Source organism: Vibrio sp. PID23_8 (assembly GCF_003584965.1).
GTDB lineage: Bacteria > Pseudomonadota > Gammaproteobacteria > Enterobacterales > Vibrionaceae > Vibrio.
Genome location: NZ_LIXE01000006.1, coordinates 12,391 through 28,647, shown reverse-complemented (window position 1 = coordinate 28,647; position 16,257 = coordinate 12,391). Strand labels below are relative to the sequence as shown.

Here is a 16,257-nt window from a genome sequence, read left to right as displayed (position 1 = left end):
AAATGGTTTTATCTGATGCCCTTAGATATTGCATCCCTCTAGAGAAGAAAACTACGTCAACTCAATCCACGTTTTGCGCTGTTGTTTATCCATATATGACCACGCAATAAAACGGCTGATTTTCTGACCCTGGCTCATTTCTACAACACGAATGGCTTTCGCACCTAACTTTTCAAGCTGTTTACACATCGGACGAACGTTGTCTTTCTTAGAGATCAGGCTGGTAAACCAAAGGACTTGTGTGCTAAACGCTTGGCTCTCGTTAGCCATCTTACGAATGAATGCGGCTTCCCCACCTTCACACCACAACTCGGCATTTTGGCCACCGAAGTTAAGCGATGGTTTACTCTGCTTTGCTGGGTTGGTCTGCGATGGCGTCATGCCTTTTTTTCGCTGGTTCGCTTTCAGGTTATCCTGTTTGCGCTGGCTACCCATCGCAGCCTCTTCAGCGGAGCGGTGAAACGGCGGATTACACGTTGTGACATCGTAACGTTCATTCGGCTGAATAATACCGCGATAGATGTTCGCTTCACTCGGCTGCAGCACTAATTCGATTTTATCCTTTAGCGCAGCGTTTCGATTGGCAATCGCTTGTGCCGACTGGATGGATGTTGGATCGACGTCACTGCCGGTGTATTGCCATCCGTATTGCGTCACACCGACAATCGGGTAAATACAGTTTGCACCAACACCTACATCAAGTGCTCGAACACGATGGTGTGGATATTTGCCTTTTACCTCGCCATCAAGCAACTCAGCCAAACGGTGAATATAGTCTGCACGGCCAGGAATTGGCGGGCACAGATAGTGCTCAGGAATATCCCAAAACTCGATGTCGTAATACGCTGCAAGCAAGGCTTTGTTAAGCATTTTTACCGCTTTTGGATCCGCAAAGTTAATAGAGTCTTCCCCTTTCGGGTTTTTTATTACAAATGCCTTTAATTGTGGCTCACTCGCTATCAACTTTTTAAAATCGTAACGACCTTTGTGGACATTACGCTCATGCAAACCGTTTTTGGCGATCTTAAAGAAGTCCACATCGCTTTTTTTTACTGGCGATGCCGCTTTACCTGACGCCTTATTTTTCACACGCTTTGACGCGACTTTCTTAGCATCTTTGCTTGGCATTGACTTTGCTGGCTTAGCGTTTTGGGTCTTATTCTTCATTCGAGTTCGCTTTTAAATCGAGGTAAATCATAAACAGACGAGCATCTAATTCGAGTTGGTGATACTCAGGTTCCATGTAGCAACACAGTTGATAAAACGCTTTGTCGTGATTCTTTTCACGAGTGTGTGCCAGTTCATGTACCACCAGCATCCGTAACAGCGCTTCGGGCGCATCTTTAAACACGTTCGCAATGCGAATCTCATTCTTGGATTTAAGCTTTCCGCCATGGTTCCGACTGATCACGCTGTGCAAGCCTAACGCATTATTAACCACATGAATTTTCTTATCGTAGACCACTTTACTGATTGGTGCGGCTTTCTTCATATAGCGGTTTTTGATTGCCATGGCGTATTCATAGAGCGCTTTTTCACTTTTGATTTGGTGGTTATCTGGATAGCGCTTTTCGAACCAATGCACAAGCTTACCGCTCTCAATCAGTGTGCCGACCTGCTCAACAATGTGCTGAGGATAACCTTGGATGTATCGAAGTGACGGATGCATAGATATAACGTCTGCTATGGCAAAAAGAAAGGCGCTAAATATACCTGAGATAACCGACACTTTCATCTAAGGTTTCATCTTTCCTTTGTTGTAAAAGGTCGTTAAACTTCGCCTCCCAACGATAATGGAGAGAAATTCAATGAAACGTGTTGTTCTTTACGTAAAAGACAAGTGCCCTCACTGCAAAGATGCTCAACGTTATCTTGATTCAAAAAACATTGTTTACCGCCTTTGCAATGCAAAAATGCAGCGCGGCCGTAAAGAGCTAGACGCACTTGGGGCGCGCTCTCTGCCGGTATTAAAAATTGGTGATCGCCTGATGATCGGCTGGAACCCGAAGAACTTCGAAAAGATGTACAACGGTAGCTAAATTGAACAAAAAGAGCTTCTCTAACAAGAAGCTCTTTTTGTATCAAACATACTGTTTCACAAAGTCGATGAAGGTTCTGTCTGCGATCGACAGGTAGCCTTGCTTTCTCCACGCCAACGCGAGATCAAGCGCCACCGGGGGATGAAATGGGATCCCAACCACCTCTTGCTCATGTTCGGTAACGAGTTCGAGCAACGCCGTAATCGCAAACTCTTTCTTAACAATACTGAGGATAAGAGGGAGTAAGTTGGTCTCGAACGAAGACTTCATAGTAAAGCCATGCTCTTGACTCACTTGATCTAAAAACTCCCGATGAAAGTAACCGTGCTGAAATATTACTAAATCGTGCTCAAAAAATTCATCAAACGTGATGGCATGGCGCTCAGCTAAATCATGTTCTTCTGAAACAACCGCCACCATTTGGCTCGTAAACAAATGGTCGGTTTCTAGGCCTTCCGGCACGTCATCACAACGGATCACGCCAATATCCAATTGCCCGTTAAGTAGCATTTTTCTGATCGAATGTGTCCCCGCTTCGACAAGCGTCAGCTTTAAATCAGGGTATTGGCACTTAAACGCCATAACAATACGCGGAAAAAAGTAACTGCCCATCATTGAGGGCGTCCCGAGTCGCACTTCTCCCTTAGCTAACCCTTTCAATTCGTCAATAGCCAGTTGAGCGTCTTGCAACTGCTGAATAACGCGCTTAGCGTGAACCAGTAAGGTTTCGCCCTCTTTGGTTAAACTCATTCTCTTGTCATCACGCCGAAACAGCGTCACGCCTAATGATTGTTCGAATTTCTTGATTGAAATGCTTAAAGCTGGCTGAGCAATATGCAAAAACCTCGCTGCGTGAGTAATGTTTCGGTGCTGCGCTACTGCAAGAAAATGTTTGAGCTGTTTCGATTCCATTAGATCAAAAATATATACCTGCCATATTTTAAATATATTTTTTCAATCCAAATTTAACTGATAAATTGATCACATATTTCATTTATTTGCTTGTTGGCATTTGGCAGAATCCATGGTCACTTTCGGCACTCCTGAATACAAACGCATGACACTTTCTCTCGCGCTTGGCTCATTCTTGGTTTTTTCAAATCTTTACTTGCTCCAGCCGATGCTGCCCTCTTTTGCAATTAAATTTGCCATTACTGAAACTCAAGTAAACTGGTTATTTGCCTCAACCACGCTTGCGCTCTCCCTTAGTTTATTACCGCTGGCCATCTTATCTGAATCGATAGGTCGTAAGCCCATAATGATATTGGGGTTGTTCTCGATACCCGTCATTTCTGCACTCATGCTTCTTGGCGATTCCTTTTTATTTCTCGTTATTTGCCGGGCGTTAATGGGCGTTGCCATCGCTGCATTTACTGCCGTCGCAGTGGCCTATATGGCGGAAGAGTTAGATAAGCATGCTTTTTCGATGGCAATTGGTACGTATATCGCTGCAAACTCATTGGGTGGTATCGCGGGTCGTATCAGTGGCGGCTTGCTGGCAGACAACTTTAGCATCAATGTCGCGATCGAAGTGATGATGGTGGTGACACTCGTTGGTGTTATCAGTGTTCATTATCTTTTACCAAAGCAGCGTAACTTTACCCCCTCATCAAGTAGCTGGAGACACCACAACCGAGCCATTATTGGCCATTTCAAAAACCAGCGCGTATGGCTTGCGATGCTGATTGGCAGTTTGAACTTCGCTCTGTTTGTTAACCTCTACTCGGTAATGGGATTTCGCTTAGTTAGCGCTCCTCATCATGTTCCCGTTGGTTTAGCGTCACTGATTTTCGTTTGCTATTTGGGCGGTACTTTCTCATCTCGATGTGCTGGCCATTGGAGTAAACGTTACTCGTCGGTTCTCGGTATGTTCATCGGTTCAGTCATCAGTATGGCGGGAATGTGGATGGCGGCGATTGACAGCATGGCCGCAATGCTTATTGGATTGTTACTGATCAGTTTTGGCGCTTTCTTTACTCACACTTTAGCGTATGGCTGGGTTGGTCAAACAGCCACGCAAGCTAAAGCGACTGGCACGGCTTTATACCTTGTTCACTACTATATTGGCGGTAGTTTGGGCGGATTCTTATTGCTTTATTGCTGGCAGCATGGTGGTTGGTCGAGTGTATTAGTTGGCGGTAGTGCTCTGTACCTCGCCATGTTCACAGCCATCGCATACTTAAAGCATATCAGTGCAAGTTTCGATATCAACAACGGTGCGGATATGACGCGCTTGAAAAGAAATTAAACAACGCTTTTCAGGGTCTGCTATGCTTGCGGCACATTCATAAAAGCAAGAAATTTGTATGCCAACGCGCTCAACACAAGATACTCAAAATACTGATATCAACACGATCACGCTGCAAGTCGATCAATGGCTCAATGACGTTGTGATCGGACTAAACTTATGTCCTTTTGCTGCCAAACCGCAACGCAATAAACAAATTAAAATTTTCATCAGTGAAGCCACTCAAGATAACGCGCTACTCGAAGATATTCTGCTGCAGTTCATTGAGCTCAGTAACACAGATCCAGAAAAACTCGAAACCACTTTGGTCGTGGTTCCAAACATGCTGCAAGACTTCTGGGACTACAACCTGTTCATAGATTGGGTTGAAGGCTTAATCAAGCAGCAAAATTGGGAAGGCATTTTCCAAGTCGCAACGTTCCACCCAGATTATTGTTTTGGTGGTACAGAACCGGAGGATGACGAAAATCTGACCAATCGTTCTCCATACCCTGTATTCCATCTTATTCGTGAAGAAAGCATGGAAAAGGTACTTAAGCACTACCCTGATCCAGAATCGATTCCAGACACCAACATTGCCCGCGTATCCGCGCTGTCAGAAGAAGAGCGCAAGAAACTCTTCCCTTACCTGTTCTGCTAATAAGAACACCCACCCCAAGCGGCAGATTTCTCGCCACTTAAAATCGGATCGCTTGGGGATTAAAGTTCGGTTTGATATGATTGCGGCTTCAATCGATTCAATGGACATTAGAATGCAACTGTCAAAGCTAACCCAAGAGATTTTTGATCACCTATACCGTGACATCACTGAATTCCGTAGCACATTCGACCTACCTGTCGCAGATGTCGCAAGCCTAGATGCACAAGCCGATACGCTACACACGTCTTTGGCGATCGAAGAGCTAACTGAACTAGCAGAAGCAGACAACAAAACAGAGCAAGCTGACGCAATCATCGACAGCGTGTACGTTCTAATGGGTCGCCTAGTGCACCTTGGTGACAGCCAAGTTGAAGACAACCTAGCAATCAGCTACCTAATCGATCTACTGCTAAACGTAGCCGTTAACCGCGGTATCGACTTTATTCCTTGCTGGGATGAAGTACACTCTAGCAACATGAGCAAAGTGTGTCGTAACGAGCAAGAGTACGCAGAAACGGAAGCATTCTACGCAGAGCAAGGCATCAAACTAATGGCGGTTCAAAAAGGCGAATACATCATCGCGAAATGCGCAGAAGACTTCGTCTCTGAAGGTAAAACTGTGCGCAAAGGCAAAGTGCTTAAATCGGTTTACTACCGCCCAGCAGACCTTAAGCCACTAACACAATAACTAGAAGCGCATTTCACGTTATAGATAAACATAAGCCGCTCATCCTCCATGAGCGGTTTTTTATTCATAAATATTGCTCTTTTACGCTTTAAATGCGCTTCCTAGCATTCCCATCCTGCCTTCAATAAATTAGACTCAAATACCCAAGGATTTGTGAATAATTGATAAAGGAATGGCTATGAGCTCAAGTATGATCCTTTCAGAGTCCCTCATTGAAAGCGGACGTGATATTCCTCTAAAAGAATTGTTGTACGCAAAGCGCGTGCTGGACAATTACATGGCTGTGGCAAAAAACAGTAGCCCACTTGAGCTCCTAACGGAGATGAAAACGGCGGCGAGACACGTAGAATACTTCACGACTCACGATAATCCATGTGAAGCACGTAACGTGATCAGCAACATGATCGAAAAGATTGACGCAGCAGACTCGTTTGAAACATTTAAAACGTTAGCAGAGGTACCTTCGCTGGCCCTGTTTGAACTGATTGAAGATCGCGCTCAATTAATTAAACATGAACGCGAGTTGTTGTTAGCGTCTGGTTATGATGCTTCACGCATCTAATTCCTTCGTAAAACGCATTAAAAAAGGAGCTTATCAAGCTCCTTTTTTCTATTTCATTCACACCGAATAAAATATCAATTATACCAATCACAGTAAGTAAATGTTCAGAAATAGCGCAGGGAAAACGCATGAGAACAAGGCTAAAATTTTAGATAAGTAGTTCTTCTACAACCAACTTACTTTAAAACACGAAAGTAAACGAAGTTATCGATCGTTATAACAATTAGGATGACCCGTTTTTTACTACGATTGGTATTATAGCCCCATACCTTCGGTGATCTCTTTAATTTGTTTCAAGTCCATCTTGTAGACCTCGATCAGCTGATCAATCTGGCTTAAACGTGAGTTCGCTTCATCGTGTTTATCACAAGCATCTGATTTTACATCCCACGATTTGCCTTCTAAGAACACATCACACTCTTTTTTCAACGTGTCGATCTTAGGCAGTAATGCTTCACGTTCTTTCTCCAACGATGCCAATTCTTGGGTAATCTGCATTTCTTTGCGGAAGACTTCACGGGAGCGTTCAAACATGGTCGCTTGCATATCCGCTTGACGGTTCAGTTTGTCGTTCTGGACCTTGGTCGTGTTCAATGTTGCTTTCTGCTCTTTTATTTGCGACTCAAGCGACAAATTCACTTTTTCCACTACGGTCAACTGCTCTTGAAGTGCTTTTAATTCCGCTTTATGCGCTTCTTCTTTCTCTGTCAACAGCTTCGCGACCTTTGCGTCGATCTCTTTATCTATGCCTGCTTCGCGTGTTTTCACTTGAGAGACCAAGTTGGTTTTGTCTTGTGCTAGAGCTTGGTACTTTTCTTCCAACACTTGGTAAGTGGATTCCCACTTGCTTGCCGTCATTGCAGAGCCAGCCAAACCACCGAATGCCAAACCTAACACGGCCGCAATCGCGATATAAATGAGAGTACGCTTATCGCGCGCCTCAATGACAACTACTTCGTCTTGGTCTTCAATATTATTTTGAGAAGTCACCGTATCTTACTCCAAGGACTCTGCTGGTTTGCTAGCGAGTGAGTTCCGCAATCATGATTGACGCGGTATAAATTAAGAATGCGCCGATCAACGTAATCACGGTCACCTTTTGGACTTTTTCATTGGTACGATAACGAAATAGCACAAACGCTACTCCAATCAATACCGCTATGGCTAACAATCTGGTCATACCGTCTCCTTGTCCAATAATAAGAACTTATCCGATCCCATCGACAGCTGCGCAAGGAATCATTGTAACCTATTTCTACGTTGCTTACGGTTAACTTTGCGTAGATTTTGAAGCGATTGCTCCCGTTTTGATCAATTATCTGTTTTAAAGTAAACAGCTTATCGCCAACCCACGCCATTCTCATCAACGAATAAGATCAGTCTCTTTCCTTCTATACAAACTAAGGATAGCTAGCACAAGAAAGCATTTGGTTAGTTAATCAGCAGTCCGATGAAACTAAGACAACAATGCCTCCATAATATGCTGAAAATAAATCTTCATTTGTTGTTGAAATGGTAACAAAACATGATAGAGTTCACACGTTAATGGTGACCAGCATCATTAACTTACCTTTACTCATTTGATTGAGTAAATGTTCCGATGAAGGCTACAGGAGAGTGGTTATTAACTAAACTTTAACATTTAGTTGGAATAACTCGCCGAAGAATTAACTATTTCAGGTGCTACCTTGGTAGCGGGGACTGTAGTTGGAGGAACCTCTGGAGAGAACCGTTAAATCGGTCGCCGAAGGAGCAAGTCCTGCACATGTGTGCGGGGTGAAACTCTCAGGCAAAAGGACAGAGGAGTGGAAAGTAACAACCTAACTATTTGGCGTTCCCGCCTTATTTTGAATAGCGTGGCTATTAGAGATCTTTGATCTCGTCCTTTCCCTCTTCTCCTTATTAGTTGTTTTATTAAGGGGAAATCATGAACGACCTACAATCTTTACTTCAAACCATTGATAACTTTGTCTGGGGTCCACCACTGCTGCTTTTGCTTGTGGGTACCGGTGTTTACTTCACTTTTAGCCTAGGCTTGATCCAGTTTAAACACCTGCCAACTGCGTTAGCGATGGTATTTCGTAAAGATAAGTCATCTGATAAACAGGGTGACGTTTCTAGCTTTGCAGCGCTATGTACTGCGCTGTCTGCAACCATTGGTACAGGTAACATCGTTGGTGTTGCAACAGCAATCAAACTTGGAGGCCCTGGCGCCCTATTCTGGATGTGGCTTGCTGCCCTATTCGGCATGGCAACCAAATACGCAGAGTGTCTTCTTGCGGTTAAATACCGCCGTGTTGACGACAAAGGCCAAATGATTGGTGGTCCTATGTACTACTTACAATATGGTGTTGGCTCGAAAGCCCTGGCCATTATGTTTGCAGTATTTGCATTGGGTGTTGCCTGTTTTGGTATCGGTACGTTCCCACAAGTAAACGCAATTCTTGATGCGAGCGAAATCTCTCTCGGTGTAAACCGTGAAGTGGCTGCTTTTATCCTGACGCTATTGGTCGCATTCGTTACTCTGGGTGGTATCAAGTCGATTGCAAGTGTTGCGGGTAAAGTCGTACCAGCAATGGCGTTGCTCTATGTGTTGGCGTGCTTAAGCGTTATCATCATGAATGCTGACCAATTGCTTAACGCAATTGAATTAGTGCTGGTATCCGCATTTACCTCCACAGCAGCAACGGGTGGTTTCTTGGGAGCAAGCATCATGCTCGCTATCCAATCGGGAATCGCTCGTGGTGTATTCTCCAACGAATCAGGTTTGGGTAGCGCACCAATGGCAGCAGCGGCAGCGAAAACAGATTCTTGTGTAGAACAAGGGTTGATTTCAATGACGGGCACCTTCTTTGATACCATCATCATTTGTACTATGACTGGTCTAGCTTTGATCCTCACTGGCGCTTGGCAAAGTGACTTCTCTGGTGCAGCGATGACCACTCACGCATTTGCTGTAGGCTTGAACGGAGAGACATTCGGTCCAATACTGGTGTCTATTGGCCTTATGTTCTTCGCGTTTACCACCATTCTTGGTTGGAACTACTACGGTGAGCGTTGTGTAGTATTCCTATTCGGTACCAAAGCAGTGCTGCCATACAAACTGATTTTTGTTGGTCTGGTCGCATCTGGTGCATTTCTACACCTCGATATGATTTGGCTTCTCGCAGACATCGTAAACGGGTTAATGGCGATCCCTAACCTAATCGGTTTGATTGCTCTACGCCATGTGGTGTTAGAAGAGACAAAACTGTTCTTCAAACCAGCGTCTAAAGCTAATGACGTTGATGGTGTGAAAGCATAATACCGATTGCTATTTAACCTTCGCTAGAAACCGAAAGTCCGCTGACAATCAGCGGGCTTTTTCATTTCGTCATACTTTCTAGGCGTTGCAGATCTGGTTTATTACAATGGCTCTTCGATAAGTAGCTTAACACCAAGTACCACCAGCACAGCCCCTGTAGCCCCCTCCATCCACTTCATAAAGTGTGCATTTTTTAAAAGGTTTTTGGCTGAATTCAATGCGCCAGCTAACCCACATTGCCATACCATCGCAATCACAAAGTGAATTAACGCCATCGCCATCGATTGAACCAAAGGGGTCCCTTCTGGATTCACAAATTGCGGCAAAAATGCGAGATAGAAAACCGCAGTTTTCGGGTTAAGCACGTTCGACAAAAAACCTTCTCGAAAAGAACGTTTAGCGCTGTAGACCTGGTAAGTTTGTTCCGCCACAGCGATGCCTTTGCTCGCATTCATCCATGACTTTAAGCTACTGATACCTAACCAAATAAGGTACGCAGCTCCCACCATCTTTACCATTTGGAATAGCTCCGCAGATTGAGCTAATAGCGCAGAAATACCAATCGCGGAGAAGAAGGCATGTACAAACAAGCCAAAGCAAATTCCTAAACTGGTGGTACACCCATCCTTTAGCCCTGCTCTACTGGTGTTACGAATCACCAAAGCAGTATCTAGCCCCGGTGTGAGCGTTAATATCGTGATGGCAATGAGAAATGCCTCGAAATTTAAAATATCCATATCATTCTTTGTGTCGTCAGCTTTCCTCGATCATTAACGCCAATCGTTTCAATGCGCAAGTTTCTTTTTCAATAACCGTGTCATTCAAATGACCATAACTGGCCGATACCTAAGCAGCATCAAGAGGTATACCCAAGTGATCTAGAAATGCTCGGGTATACAACCACCTAGATTTGTGCACAATAGTTCTACGTCACTTAGCGAAAGATTCGAGCCCAACATCTAATTTACGATTTGGGGTGTTTAAGGAAAGAACATAGTAAAGAGTAGTCACATGAACGCATTTCAAAAACTTGTCGAACATTCAAACAAAGTCTCTAATTTCAGACACCTATCTTCCATCGTCGGGTGGGATCAAGCGGCAGTTATGCCATCAGGCGGCGCTGAAGCTCGCTCTAATGCCATGGCAGAATTAGAGGTCCATATCCATTCACTCATGACTCAGCCCCATCTTGGCGACCTGTTTGCTCAAGCAGAAGCGCAAACGCTATCCGCGAGCGAACAAGCCGTCTTACGCGAGATGAAACGTGAATGGCAACAAGCCAATCTACTTCCCGAATCTCTCGTACATGCTCAATCTCTCGCTGGCTCCAAGTGTGAACATGCCTGGCGCAGCCAACGCGGCAACAATGACTGGGATGGCTTCGAAAAAAACTGGGCAGAAGTGGTCAAACTGTCTCAAGAAGAAGCACAAATCCGTGGGGAAGCAGCAGGTAGTACACCTTATGACGCCATGCTGGATATCTATGAACCTGGCACCACTTCGGCTTCATTGGATACGCTGTTCGCAGATGTAAAGACTTGGCTTCCTTCGCTAATTGATGAGGCGATTGAAAAGCAAAAGCACAACAATATTCTATTGCCAAGTGGTCACTACCCTACTGACAAGCAAAAAGCATTAGGCTTGGAAGTGATGAAGTTGCTTCAGTTTAACTTTGAGCATGGTCGTCTAGATGAAAGTGTACATCCATTCTGTGGTGGTGTTTCTACTGATGTTCGTATCACGACTCGCTACGACGAAAATGAATTTGTACAATCACTCATGGGCATTGTGCATGAAACAGGCCACGCACGCTATGAGCAGGGCTTGCCCCAATCACTTGCTGGAACACCGGCGGGAGAGGCTCGCTCCATGGGTATTCATGAGGCACAATCGCTATTTTTCGAAATGCAACTTGGTCGTAGTGAAGCCTTTGTTGACCATTTAGCACGTTTAGCCGCAAATCATTTCCAAGGCGCAGAATTTGAACAAGAAAACCTGTCTAAGATCTACACTCATGTCAATAAAGGGTTTATCCGTGTCGATGCTGATGAATTAACCTACCCGGCACACGTTATCTTGCGCTACGAAATTGAACGCGACTTAATGAACGGGGCGATCAAACACACTGACGTTCCAGAACTGTGGAATGAGAAGATGAAAGCGTATTTAGGGCTTTCCACTGAGGGGAACTATAAAAATGGCTGCCTCCAGGATATACATTGGACAGATGGTAGTTTTGGTTACTTCCCAAGCTACACATTAGGTGCCATGTATGCGTCTCAGTTTATGGCTGCCATGAAGCAAACCGTTGATGTTGACGCGGCTATCCGCTCAGGCGATCTTTCACCCGTCTTTACGTGGTTAGCAGACAACATCTGGAGCAAAGGGAGTTTGTTAACGACTGACGAGTTGGTAAGCCAAGCAACAGGTGAAGTGCTCAATGCTAAGCACTTTAAAGCACATTTAGAGAACCGCTACCTAGGCTAATAGCCCCTGTCCGTTCATAAATGCAAAAGGCTGGTTTGATACCAGCCTTTTTAGTATTCACTTAATCTTGATTGCTTTTTACTGTGCTTTTCATCTTGTACACGTTTTGAAACGTCAGTTGCATGAACAGGTTGAGCAACTCGACCTGCCCATCGCACCAATGCACCAATGCACGTTCGAGTGTTCAAAATCATCAGCAAAAAATCACCATGTACCGCGATGGATGTAGTGAGCGTTCTTGATAGAGATAAAGCTCAAGTTACGCGCCTCATTAAAACACTAGTTGAAGAGGGGTTTATTGAAAAAAGACCAAATCCAGAAGATAAGCGCAGTCAATGTTTATTAACCACTGAAAAAGGTAATGCAGTCCTAACACAAATCAAAACCATTGATGATGAGATCTTTCGTAAAATGGCGAACGATGTATCGAATGAAGAGCTTAATACCTTTCAATTAATTGCCGAAAAATTAGCGACTAACCTCGCCCAAAAAGACGAAAACTAAAGGCTAAAAATTTCCTCAGGTAGCCCTTGCGCTAGCTGAGGGCAATGACAAATACCGCTAACATAAGAGCTCATCAATTACGTGATAGACCAATTTCCCTCCAACGAACTTACTTTCCATCAGTGCTATAGAATTAATTGGAAGGTGAAGTGATATAATAGGTAGCTGGTCCAATCGTACATGCCTATCTACATGGCGTGCTATCGTGATATGCGGAAGATACTTATGTGACTCCGTTATAAATCCATTTTTCGTCAATTTATGTCTTAGCTCATTTTGCAACCGTCCGAGTTCAGGGTTCTCTGAGATACCTAGCCAAGCCAGCTGCCCACTGCTCTGGCGGAATGAGCCATAGTGGTCAACGACCACGTATTCACAGCGCGTGATCACTTGTTGAAGTATTCTCACGAGCTTGTTCATTTCTTCATGTGTCGCTTCACCGATAAATGCTAGGGTAATATGGAAGTTTGACGCACGCGTCTTACGACCAGATGACCGTTTCTGTGCCAGTATCTCTTGAGCCTGTCTAATCTTCGCCTTTGCTGAAGCATCGAACGTTAAAGCAAAGAACAATCTCATCATGCCTCCTGCGACTATCGCTTAACCAAGTAAGTTGAGGTTATGTTGATACCGTAACGAGTTTGGCAAATTATAGCTGATAAAAGAAAGCCCAGAGTTAAACTCTGGGCTATCGAATTACATCGCTGGTGCTAAGCAAGGCTTATACAAACACATTTCGCCTTCCGGGCGAGTTTTAAAACGGCGATGAAGCCACATGTACTGACTTAGGCTAGCTAAAATCGATTTTTCGACAATCTTGTTCACGAATACCGCCGCTTGGTCAGGATCGTTTTTCGGGAAGCCGTCAACAGGCGCACTGATCGTTAAGGTGTAATGACCATCCTCACCTCTCACCATCGTAAATGGAACAATCGCACAATCTGTCTGGTCTACCAATAAGCTGGTTCCCGTTGTCGTACATGCTTTTGATACCGCAAACAATGGTGCGAACGTTGAACGACGAACACCATAATCATGATCAGGAGCGTACCAAACACGTTGACCCGTATTCAGTGCTTCAAACATACCTTTCACGTTTTTACGGTCAATCAAAGTACGATTTGAGCGAGAACGCCCTTGGTACTGGAAATAGTCAAAGCAAGGGTTATTGTTTGGTCGGTACACGCCTGTTCCTGATTTTTTAATACCAAACGCTCTCGCGCCTAGCTCTAAGTTCATGGAATGCACAGCCAACATCAACACGCCTTTACCCTGCTTTTCAAGGGCCTCAATATGCTCCATGCCTTCGATAGTAACGTGTTTATTTATCCTTCTATCAGACCAAAACCAAGCCATTGCAGTTTCAAACAGCGCAATGCCCGAATTATCAATGTTATCTTTTAAAATCTTCTCACGTTCTTTGTCATCCATTTTTGGGAAGCACAGCTCTAAATTGCGCCTAATGGTTACTTGACGCTTTTTCATCAAACGCATGGCAATACGACCGATCCCTCGACCTAAAGCAAGTTGCGTATGAAATGGGAGAAGACTAAAAAGATACATTATTCCGATAATGGTAAGAGTTCCCCAGTAGCGTGGTGCCAACAATGCTGCTTTAAATTTGGGCGCGTTATATTTATTCATGAATAGGTCATCAGACGAGTCCGTGGTCGGACGGTAAAAATAAAATGTTTGATAAAATAAACTTTTATCATTGATTGTGCTTATAACAAAAACTAAAGCGCGCGGATTCTATGTTTGTTCGACACACGACACAATAAGAACTTACCCAAACTCCGACTGTCGTTTCCAAAATTGACATAAAAGTACAGATTTCACACAAAGTGAGTAATGACATCATGGATCAGTCCGCTAGTTAGGGAGAAGTCAGAATAAATAGAAGTGCTCTTATCAACTTAATATGGATAGAAGAATCACACGCTAAAAGTTTGTTTTTCTAGACTGCCAAGTGTACAGTTATGCCCTCTTGTTTGCTGACGCAATTCTTTTAACCAATTGGAATAAGAATGAACATCGACACCTTGTTCGCCTTTGGCGGAATTGTCTTCTTCCTCGCGGTCATTCCCGGCCCAAACGCTTTGCTCATCTTATTTACTGCACTGACACAAAGCCGCAGATTTGCCATTGCGAATATCCTAGGGATTTGGCTTGGTTTTCTTATCCATGCTTTTATTTCCGCAAAGGGCCTAAGTTTGCTTCTTTCTCAATCTGCCGTGGCATTCAATGCATTCAAATGGATAGGGGTTGCTTATTTAATCTGGCTAGGTCTCAACAATCTTAAAAGCGGGCTCAAGATGGCTGAACAAAAGCTCAAGCTTGACCGAAAAATCGAGAAACAAACACTTAAGCAAGCGTTTGTAAAAGGGTTACTCACGAATCTTCTCAATCCAAAAATCGTGCTATTTTACTTATCAATCTTTCCTCAATTCGTTCAGCCTACCCATATTCTTGAACAAAGTATGATGTTAGGTATGCTTCAAGCCTGTATTGTCGCAAGTTGGTTTTTATTTGTGATTTTTTTCGCGAGCAAAGTAAAAGCGATGCTCACGGCATCAAAAACCAGCAAATGGCTTAACTATATCAGTGGTGGTTTGTTCATCTTTTTTGGTATTGGTTTAGCCAACACTCGCTTGTAAGATTGAAACTCCACCGCTATCTAGTGCTCGGTGTAATCATGATAAGGGCAGACCTTTCCTTTCAGGAAGACCATATTCTCCCTCTGTTGCCTCGCCTTCAAACCAAGTCATTCTCACTGAGCCAAGCATCTTGAGGTTACTTGGGTATACACATTCATTGATATATTTTTCTGTATTAGCTTTGTGCAGTTTTCACCAACACTAACGTTTACATCAATAAAGAAGCATCGCCCAAACTTTCTCTTCATTTTTGAGTAAATACAGACCATTTTTGTCTATATACCTGCTGTTTATCACTGTCCTACAATGGCAGCCAAATCGAGTTTTTGCCCATAAAGGAGATAACCGACTGTCCCGACCAGAACAATTCCTACCCCAGTCCAGTTAACATACACGATCCCGACAGGCATGCTTTTCACGGTGACAGATAGTAAGAAAAATGCAATGCCATAACCAATTCGTACCAACTTACTTGGCATCATTTGAGTGAACTGTTCGGTCTTAGGAATATAAGAAGTGGCAATCACTTCACATACGATTGCAAGAGGCAAAGAAATCATAGGAGGCATGGCAACAAGCATTTTGAACATAAACAATCAACGCGCAATCAAATATATACTCGATGAAATATCGGAGTCTCTGAATAGCGCATGATAAGCAAATCCGCATGGCCGAACATAAAAAGGTGATGTAAGTCAAATTTTAGCAGGTAATAATGTTCTGCCAGCTAAGCGGCGTTCATGTTCGAACAAATACCTCAACCAACCCTGACTTATTGTTGCTGTTGCGCGATAGCAAAATAGATTTGCATGTCAATTGGCTCCGGCGTATTGAGCAGCATCTTACCTATTTCTCTCTGAAAGTGCCCATAATTACCAAGCTCTTCCGTCAATCCTAGACGCTCATAATTATCCTGACAGGTAAACATACCGTAAGCATAGTGAAATCGACAAATGTCATTGTGTTTGTCATACCCGAATTCATAAAGCGCCTGATCGATTTCTTCTGGTGTATAAGTACTTTTATCTCCAAATGAGCGCAATAAAACCGTAGGCACTTGCTGAGCAATGCTCTGAATTTTCTCTTTCTTTTTAAAAAGACCGAACATAACGTCCTCCACTGACGATA

At 43.8% G+C, this 16,257-nt stretch carries 18 protein-coding genes, 1 pseudogene and 1 riboswitch; of the genes and pseudogenes, 9 read left to right on the top strand and 10 right to left on the bottom strand.

All coding sequences use genetic code 11. The features are described 5' to 3' along the window. Positions 1–51: 51 nt before the first annotated feature. Together rlmF and AK966_RS11840 are read right to left on the bottom strand one after the other, a co-directional pair. Positions 52–1,167 (bottom strand): 23S rRNA (adenine(1618)-N(6))-methyltransferase RlmF, encoded by a 1,116-nt coding sequence (gene rlmF, locus AK966_RS11845; RefSeq protein ID WP_119464211.1) that lies wholly within the window; start codon positions 1,165–1,167, stop codon positions 52–54. After that, positions 1,157–1,669, bottom strand: a complete 513-nt coding sequence (locus AK966_RS11840) for a M48 family metallopeptidase (RefSeq protein ID WP_099078073.1) — start codon at positions 1,667–1,669, stop codon at positions 1,157–1,159. Before AK966_RS11840 ends, rlmF begins: the two co-directional genes overlap by 11 nt. Positions 1,670–1,808: 139 nt before the next feature. Here AK966_RS11840 and AK966_RS11835 point away from each other — a divergent pair, with 139 nt between their 5' ends. Continuing rightward, positions 1,809–2,039, top strand: coding sequence for a glutaredoxin family protein (locus AK966_RS11835; RefSeq protein WP_099078074.1), 231 nt, complete (start codon positions 1,809–1,811; stop codon positions 2,037–2,039). Positions 2,040–2,081: 42 nt separating this feature from the next. Here the strand turns inward: AK966_RS11835 and AK966_RS11830 are convergent, their stop codons facing one another. Next, positions 2,082–2,951 carry a LysR family transcriptional regulator gene (locus AK966_RS11830; RefSeq protein ID WP_099078075.1) on the bottom strand — a complete coding sequence of 290 codons (870 nt, stop codon included), beginning with the start codon at positions 2,949–2,951 and terminating at the stop codon, positions 2,082–2,084. Positions 2,952–3,063: 112 nt separating this feature from the next. Here AK966_RS11830 and AK966_RS11825 point away from each other — a divergent pair, with 112 nt between their 5' ends. From AK966_RS11825 to AK966_RS11810, 4 genes are all read left to right on the top strand, one after another. Beyond that, positions 3,064–4,287, top strand: coding sequence for an MFS transporter (locus AK966_RS11825; RefSeq protein ID WP_119464210.1), 1,224 nt, complete (start codon positions 3,064–3,066; stop codon positions 4,285–4,287). 58 nt (positions 4,288–4,345) lie between these two features. Further along, entirely contained in the window at positions 4,346–4,927 is a 582-nt protein-coding gene (locus AK966_RS11820) for a DUF1415 domain-containing protein (RefSeq protein WP_099078077.1), read from the top strand. A 112-nt stretch (positions 4,928–5,039) separates the two neighbouring features. After that, positions 5,040–5,615 carry a nucleoside triphosphate pyrophosphohydrolase family protein gene (locus tag AK966_RS11815; protein ID WP_119464209.1) on the top strand — a complete coding sequence of 192 codons (576 nt, stop codon included), beginning with the start codon at positions 5,040–5,042 and terminating at the stop codon, positions 5,613–5,615. Positions 5,616–5,793: 178 nt separating this feature from the next. Further along, positions 5,794–6,177 carry a hypothetical protein gene (locus AK966_RS11810; RefSeq protein WP_099078079.1) on the top strand — a complete coding sequence of 128 codons (384 nt, stop codon included), beginning with the start codon at positions 5,794–5,796 and terminating at the stop codon, positions 6,175–6,177. A 255-nt stretch (positions 6,178–6,432) separates the two neighbouring features. Here the strand turns inward: AK966_RS11810 and AK966_RS11805 are convergent, their stop codons facing one another. Beyond that, entirely contained in the window at positions 6,433–7,167 is a 735-nt protein-coding gene (locus AK966_RS11805; RefSeq protein ID WP_099078080.1) for a chromosome partitioning protein ParA, read from the bottom strand. A 31-nt stretch (positions 7,168–7,198) separates the two neighbouring features. Beyond that, positions 7,199–7,357, bottom strand: a complete 159-nt coding sequence (locus AK966_RS11800; protein WP_099078081.1) for a hypothetical protein — start codon at positions 7,355–7,357, stop codon at positions 7,199–7,201. 529 nt (positions 7,358–7,886) lie between these two features. After that, a riboswitch (glycine riboswitch) is annotated at positions 7,887–7,988 on the top strand. A 116-nt stretch (positions 7,989–8,104) separates the two neighbouring features. Between AK966_RS11800 and AK966_RS11795 the strand changes: the two genes are divergently transcribed. Then, positions 8,105–9,481, top strand: coding sequence for a sodium:alanine symporter family protein (locus AK966_RS11795; protein ID WP_099078082.1), 1,377 nt, complete (start codon positions 8,105–8,107; stop codon positions 9,479–9,481). A gap of 101 nt (positions 9,482–9,582) precedes the next feature. Here AK966_RS11795 and AK966_RS11790 read toward each other — a convergent pair whose 3' ends face one another. Next, positions 9,583–10,218: a LysE family translocator gene (locus tag AK966_RS11790; protein ID WP_119464208.1), complete on the bottom strand. Its 636-nt coding sequence runs from the start codon at positions 10,216–10,218 to the stop codon at positions 9,583–9,585. 274 nt (positions 10,219–10,492) lie between these two features. On the opposite strand from AK966_RS11790, the gene AK966_RS11785 reads away from it, so the two are divergent. Beyond that, positions 10,493–11,968 carry a carboxypeptidase M32 gene (locus AK966_RS11785; RefSeq protein ID WP_099078084.1) on the top strand — a complete coding sequence of 492 codons (1,476 nt, stop codon included), beginning with the start codon at positions 10,493–10,495 and terminating at the stop codon, positions 11,966–11,968. Between the two features lie 64 nt (positions 11,969–12,032). Next, positions 12,033–12,472, top strand: a pseudogene (locus AK966_RS11780) (MarR family winged helix-turn-helix transcriptional regulator). 57 nt (positions 12,473–12,529) lie between these two features. Here the strand turns inward: AK966_RS11780 and thpR are convergent. Together thpR and AK966_RS11770 are read right to left on the bottom strand one after the other, a co-directional pair. Continuing rightward, positions 12,530–13,051 (bottom strand): RNA 2',3'-cyclic phosphodiesterase, encoded by a 522-nt coding sequence (gene thpR, locus AK966_RS11775; protein ID WP_099078086.1) that lies wholly within the window; start codon positions 13,049–13,051, stop codon positions 12,530–12,532. A gap of 117 nt (positions 13,052–13,168) precedes the next feature. Next, positions 13,169–14,116 (bottom strand): LpxL/LpxP family Kdo(2)-lipid IV(A) lauroyl/palmitoleoyl acyltransferase, encoded by a 948-nt coding sequence (locus tag AK966_RS11770; protein ID WP_119464207.1) that lies wholly within the window; start codon positions 14,114–14,116, stop codon positions 13,169–13,171. 383 nt (positions 14,117–14,499) lie between these two features. On the opposite strand from AK966_RS11770, the gene AK966_RS11765 reads away from it, so the two are divergent. Continuing rightward, on the top strand, positions 14,500–15,129 hold the full coding sequence (locus AK966_RS11765; protein WP_099078088.1) for a LysE family translocator: 630 nt from the start codon (positions 14,500–14,502) through the stop codon (positions 15,127–15,129). 293 nt (positions 15,130–15,422) lie between these two features. On the opposite strand, the gene AK966_RS11760 is transcribed toward AK966_RS11765, so the two are convergent. Both AK966_RS11760 and AK966_RS11755 read right to left on the bottom strand, forming a co-directional pair. Further along, positions 15,423–15,719, bottom strand: a complete 297-nt coding sequence (locus tag AK966_RS11760; RefSeq protein ID WP_099078089.1) for a multidrug efflux SMR transporter — start codon at positions 15,717–15,719, stop codon at positions 15,423–15,425. A 182-nt stretch (positions 15,720–15,901) separates the two neighbouring features. Further along, the gene (locus AK966_RS11755; RefSeq protein WP_099078090.1) at positions 15,902–16,237 is read right to left on the bottom strand and encodes a hypothetical protein; all 336 of its coding nucleotides are present in this window, start codon (positions 16,235–16,237) and stop codon (positions 15,902–15,904) included. Between the last annotated feature and the right edge of the window lie 20 nt (positions 16,238–16,257).

What these genes read in the sequence shown, in the direction of transcription:
- rlmF (WP_119464211.1), bottom strand. Translation starts at nt 1,167, where the DNA reads ATGAAGAATAAGACCCAAAACGCTAAGCCAGCAAAGTCAATGCCAAGC.
- AK966_RS11840 (WP_099078073.1), bottom strand. Translation starts at nt 1,669, where the DNA reads ATGCATCCGTCACTTCGATACATCCAAGGTTATCCTCAGCACATTGTT.
- AK966_RS11835 (WP_099078074.1), top strand. Translation starts at nt 1,809, where the DNA reads ATGAAACGTGTTGTTCTTTACGTAAAAGACAAGTGCCCTCACTGCAAA.
- AK966_RS11830 (WP_099078075.1), bottom strand. Translation starts at nt 2,951, where the DNA reads ATGGAATCGAAACAGCTCAAACATTTTCTTGCAGTAGCGCAGCACCGA.
- AK966_RS11825 (WP_119464210.1), top strand. Translation starts at nt 3,064, where the DNA reads ATGGTCACTTTCGGCACTCCTGAATACAAACGCATGACACTTTCTCTC.
- AK966_RS11820 (WP_099078077.1), top strand. Translation starts at nt 4,346, where the DNA reads ATGCCAACGCGCTCAACACAAGATACTCAAAATACTGATATCAACACG.
- AK966_RS11815 (WP_119464209.1), top strand. Translation starts at nt 5,040, where the DNA reads ATGCAACTGTCAAAGCTAACCCAAGAGATTTTTGATCACCTATACCGT.
- AK966_RS11810 (WP_099078079.1), top strand. Translation starts at nt 5,794, where the DNA reads ATGAGCTCAAGTATGATCCTTTCAGAGTCCCTCATTGAAAGCGGACGT.
- AK966_RS11800 (WP_099078081.1), bottom strand. Translation starts at nt 7,357, where the DNA reads ATGACCAGATTGTTAGCCATAGCGGTATTGATTGGAGTAGCGTTTGTG.
- AK966_RS11795 (WP_099078082.1), top strand. Translation starts at nt 8,105, where the DNA reads ATGAACGACCTACAATCTTTACTTCAAACCATTGATAACTTTGTCTGG.
- AK966_RS11790 (WP_119464208.1), bottom strand. Translation starts at nt 10,218, where the DNA reads ATGGATATTTTAAATTTCGAGGCATTTCTCATTGCCATCACGATATTA.
- AK966_RS11785 (WP_099078084.1), top strand. Translation starts at nt 10,493, where the DNA reads ATGAACGCATTTCAAAAACTTGTCGAACATTCAAACAAAGTCTCTAAT.
- thpR (WP_099078086.1), bottom strand. Translation starts at nt 13,051, where the DNA reads ATGAGATTGTTCTTTGCTTTAACGTTCGATGCTTCAGCAAAGGCGAAG.
- AK966_RS11770 (WP_119464207.1), bottom strand. Translation starts at nt 14,116, where the DNA reads ATGAATAAATATAACGCGCCCAAATTTAAAGCAGCATTGTTGGCACCA.
- AK966_RS11765 (WP_099078088.1), top strand. Translation starts at nt 14,500, where the DNA reads ATGAACATCGACACCTTGTTCGCCTTTGGCGGAATTGTCTTCTTCCTC.
- AK966_RS11760 (WP_099078089.1), bottom strand. Translation starts at nt 15,719, where the DNA reads ATGTTCAAAATGCTTGTTGCCATGCCTCCTATGATTTCTTTGCCTCTT.
- AK966_RS11755 (WP_099078090.1), bottom strand. Translation starts at nt 16,237, where the DNA reads ATGTTCGGTCTTTTTAAAAAGAAAGAGAAAATTCAGAGCATTGCTCAG.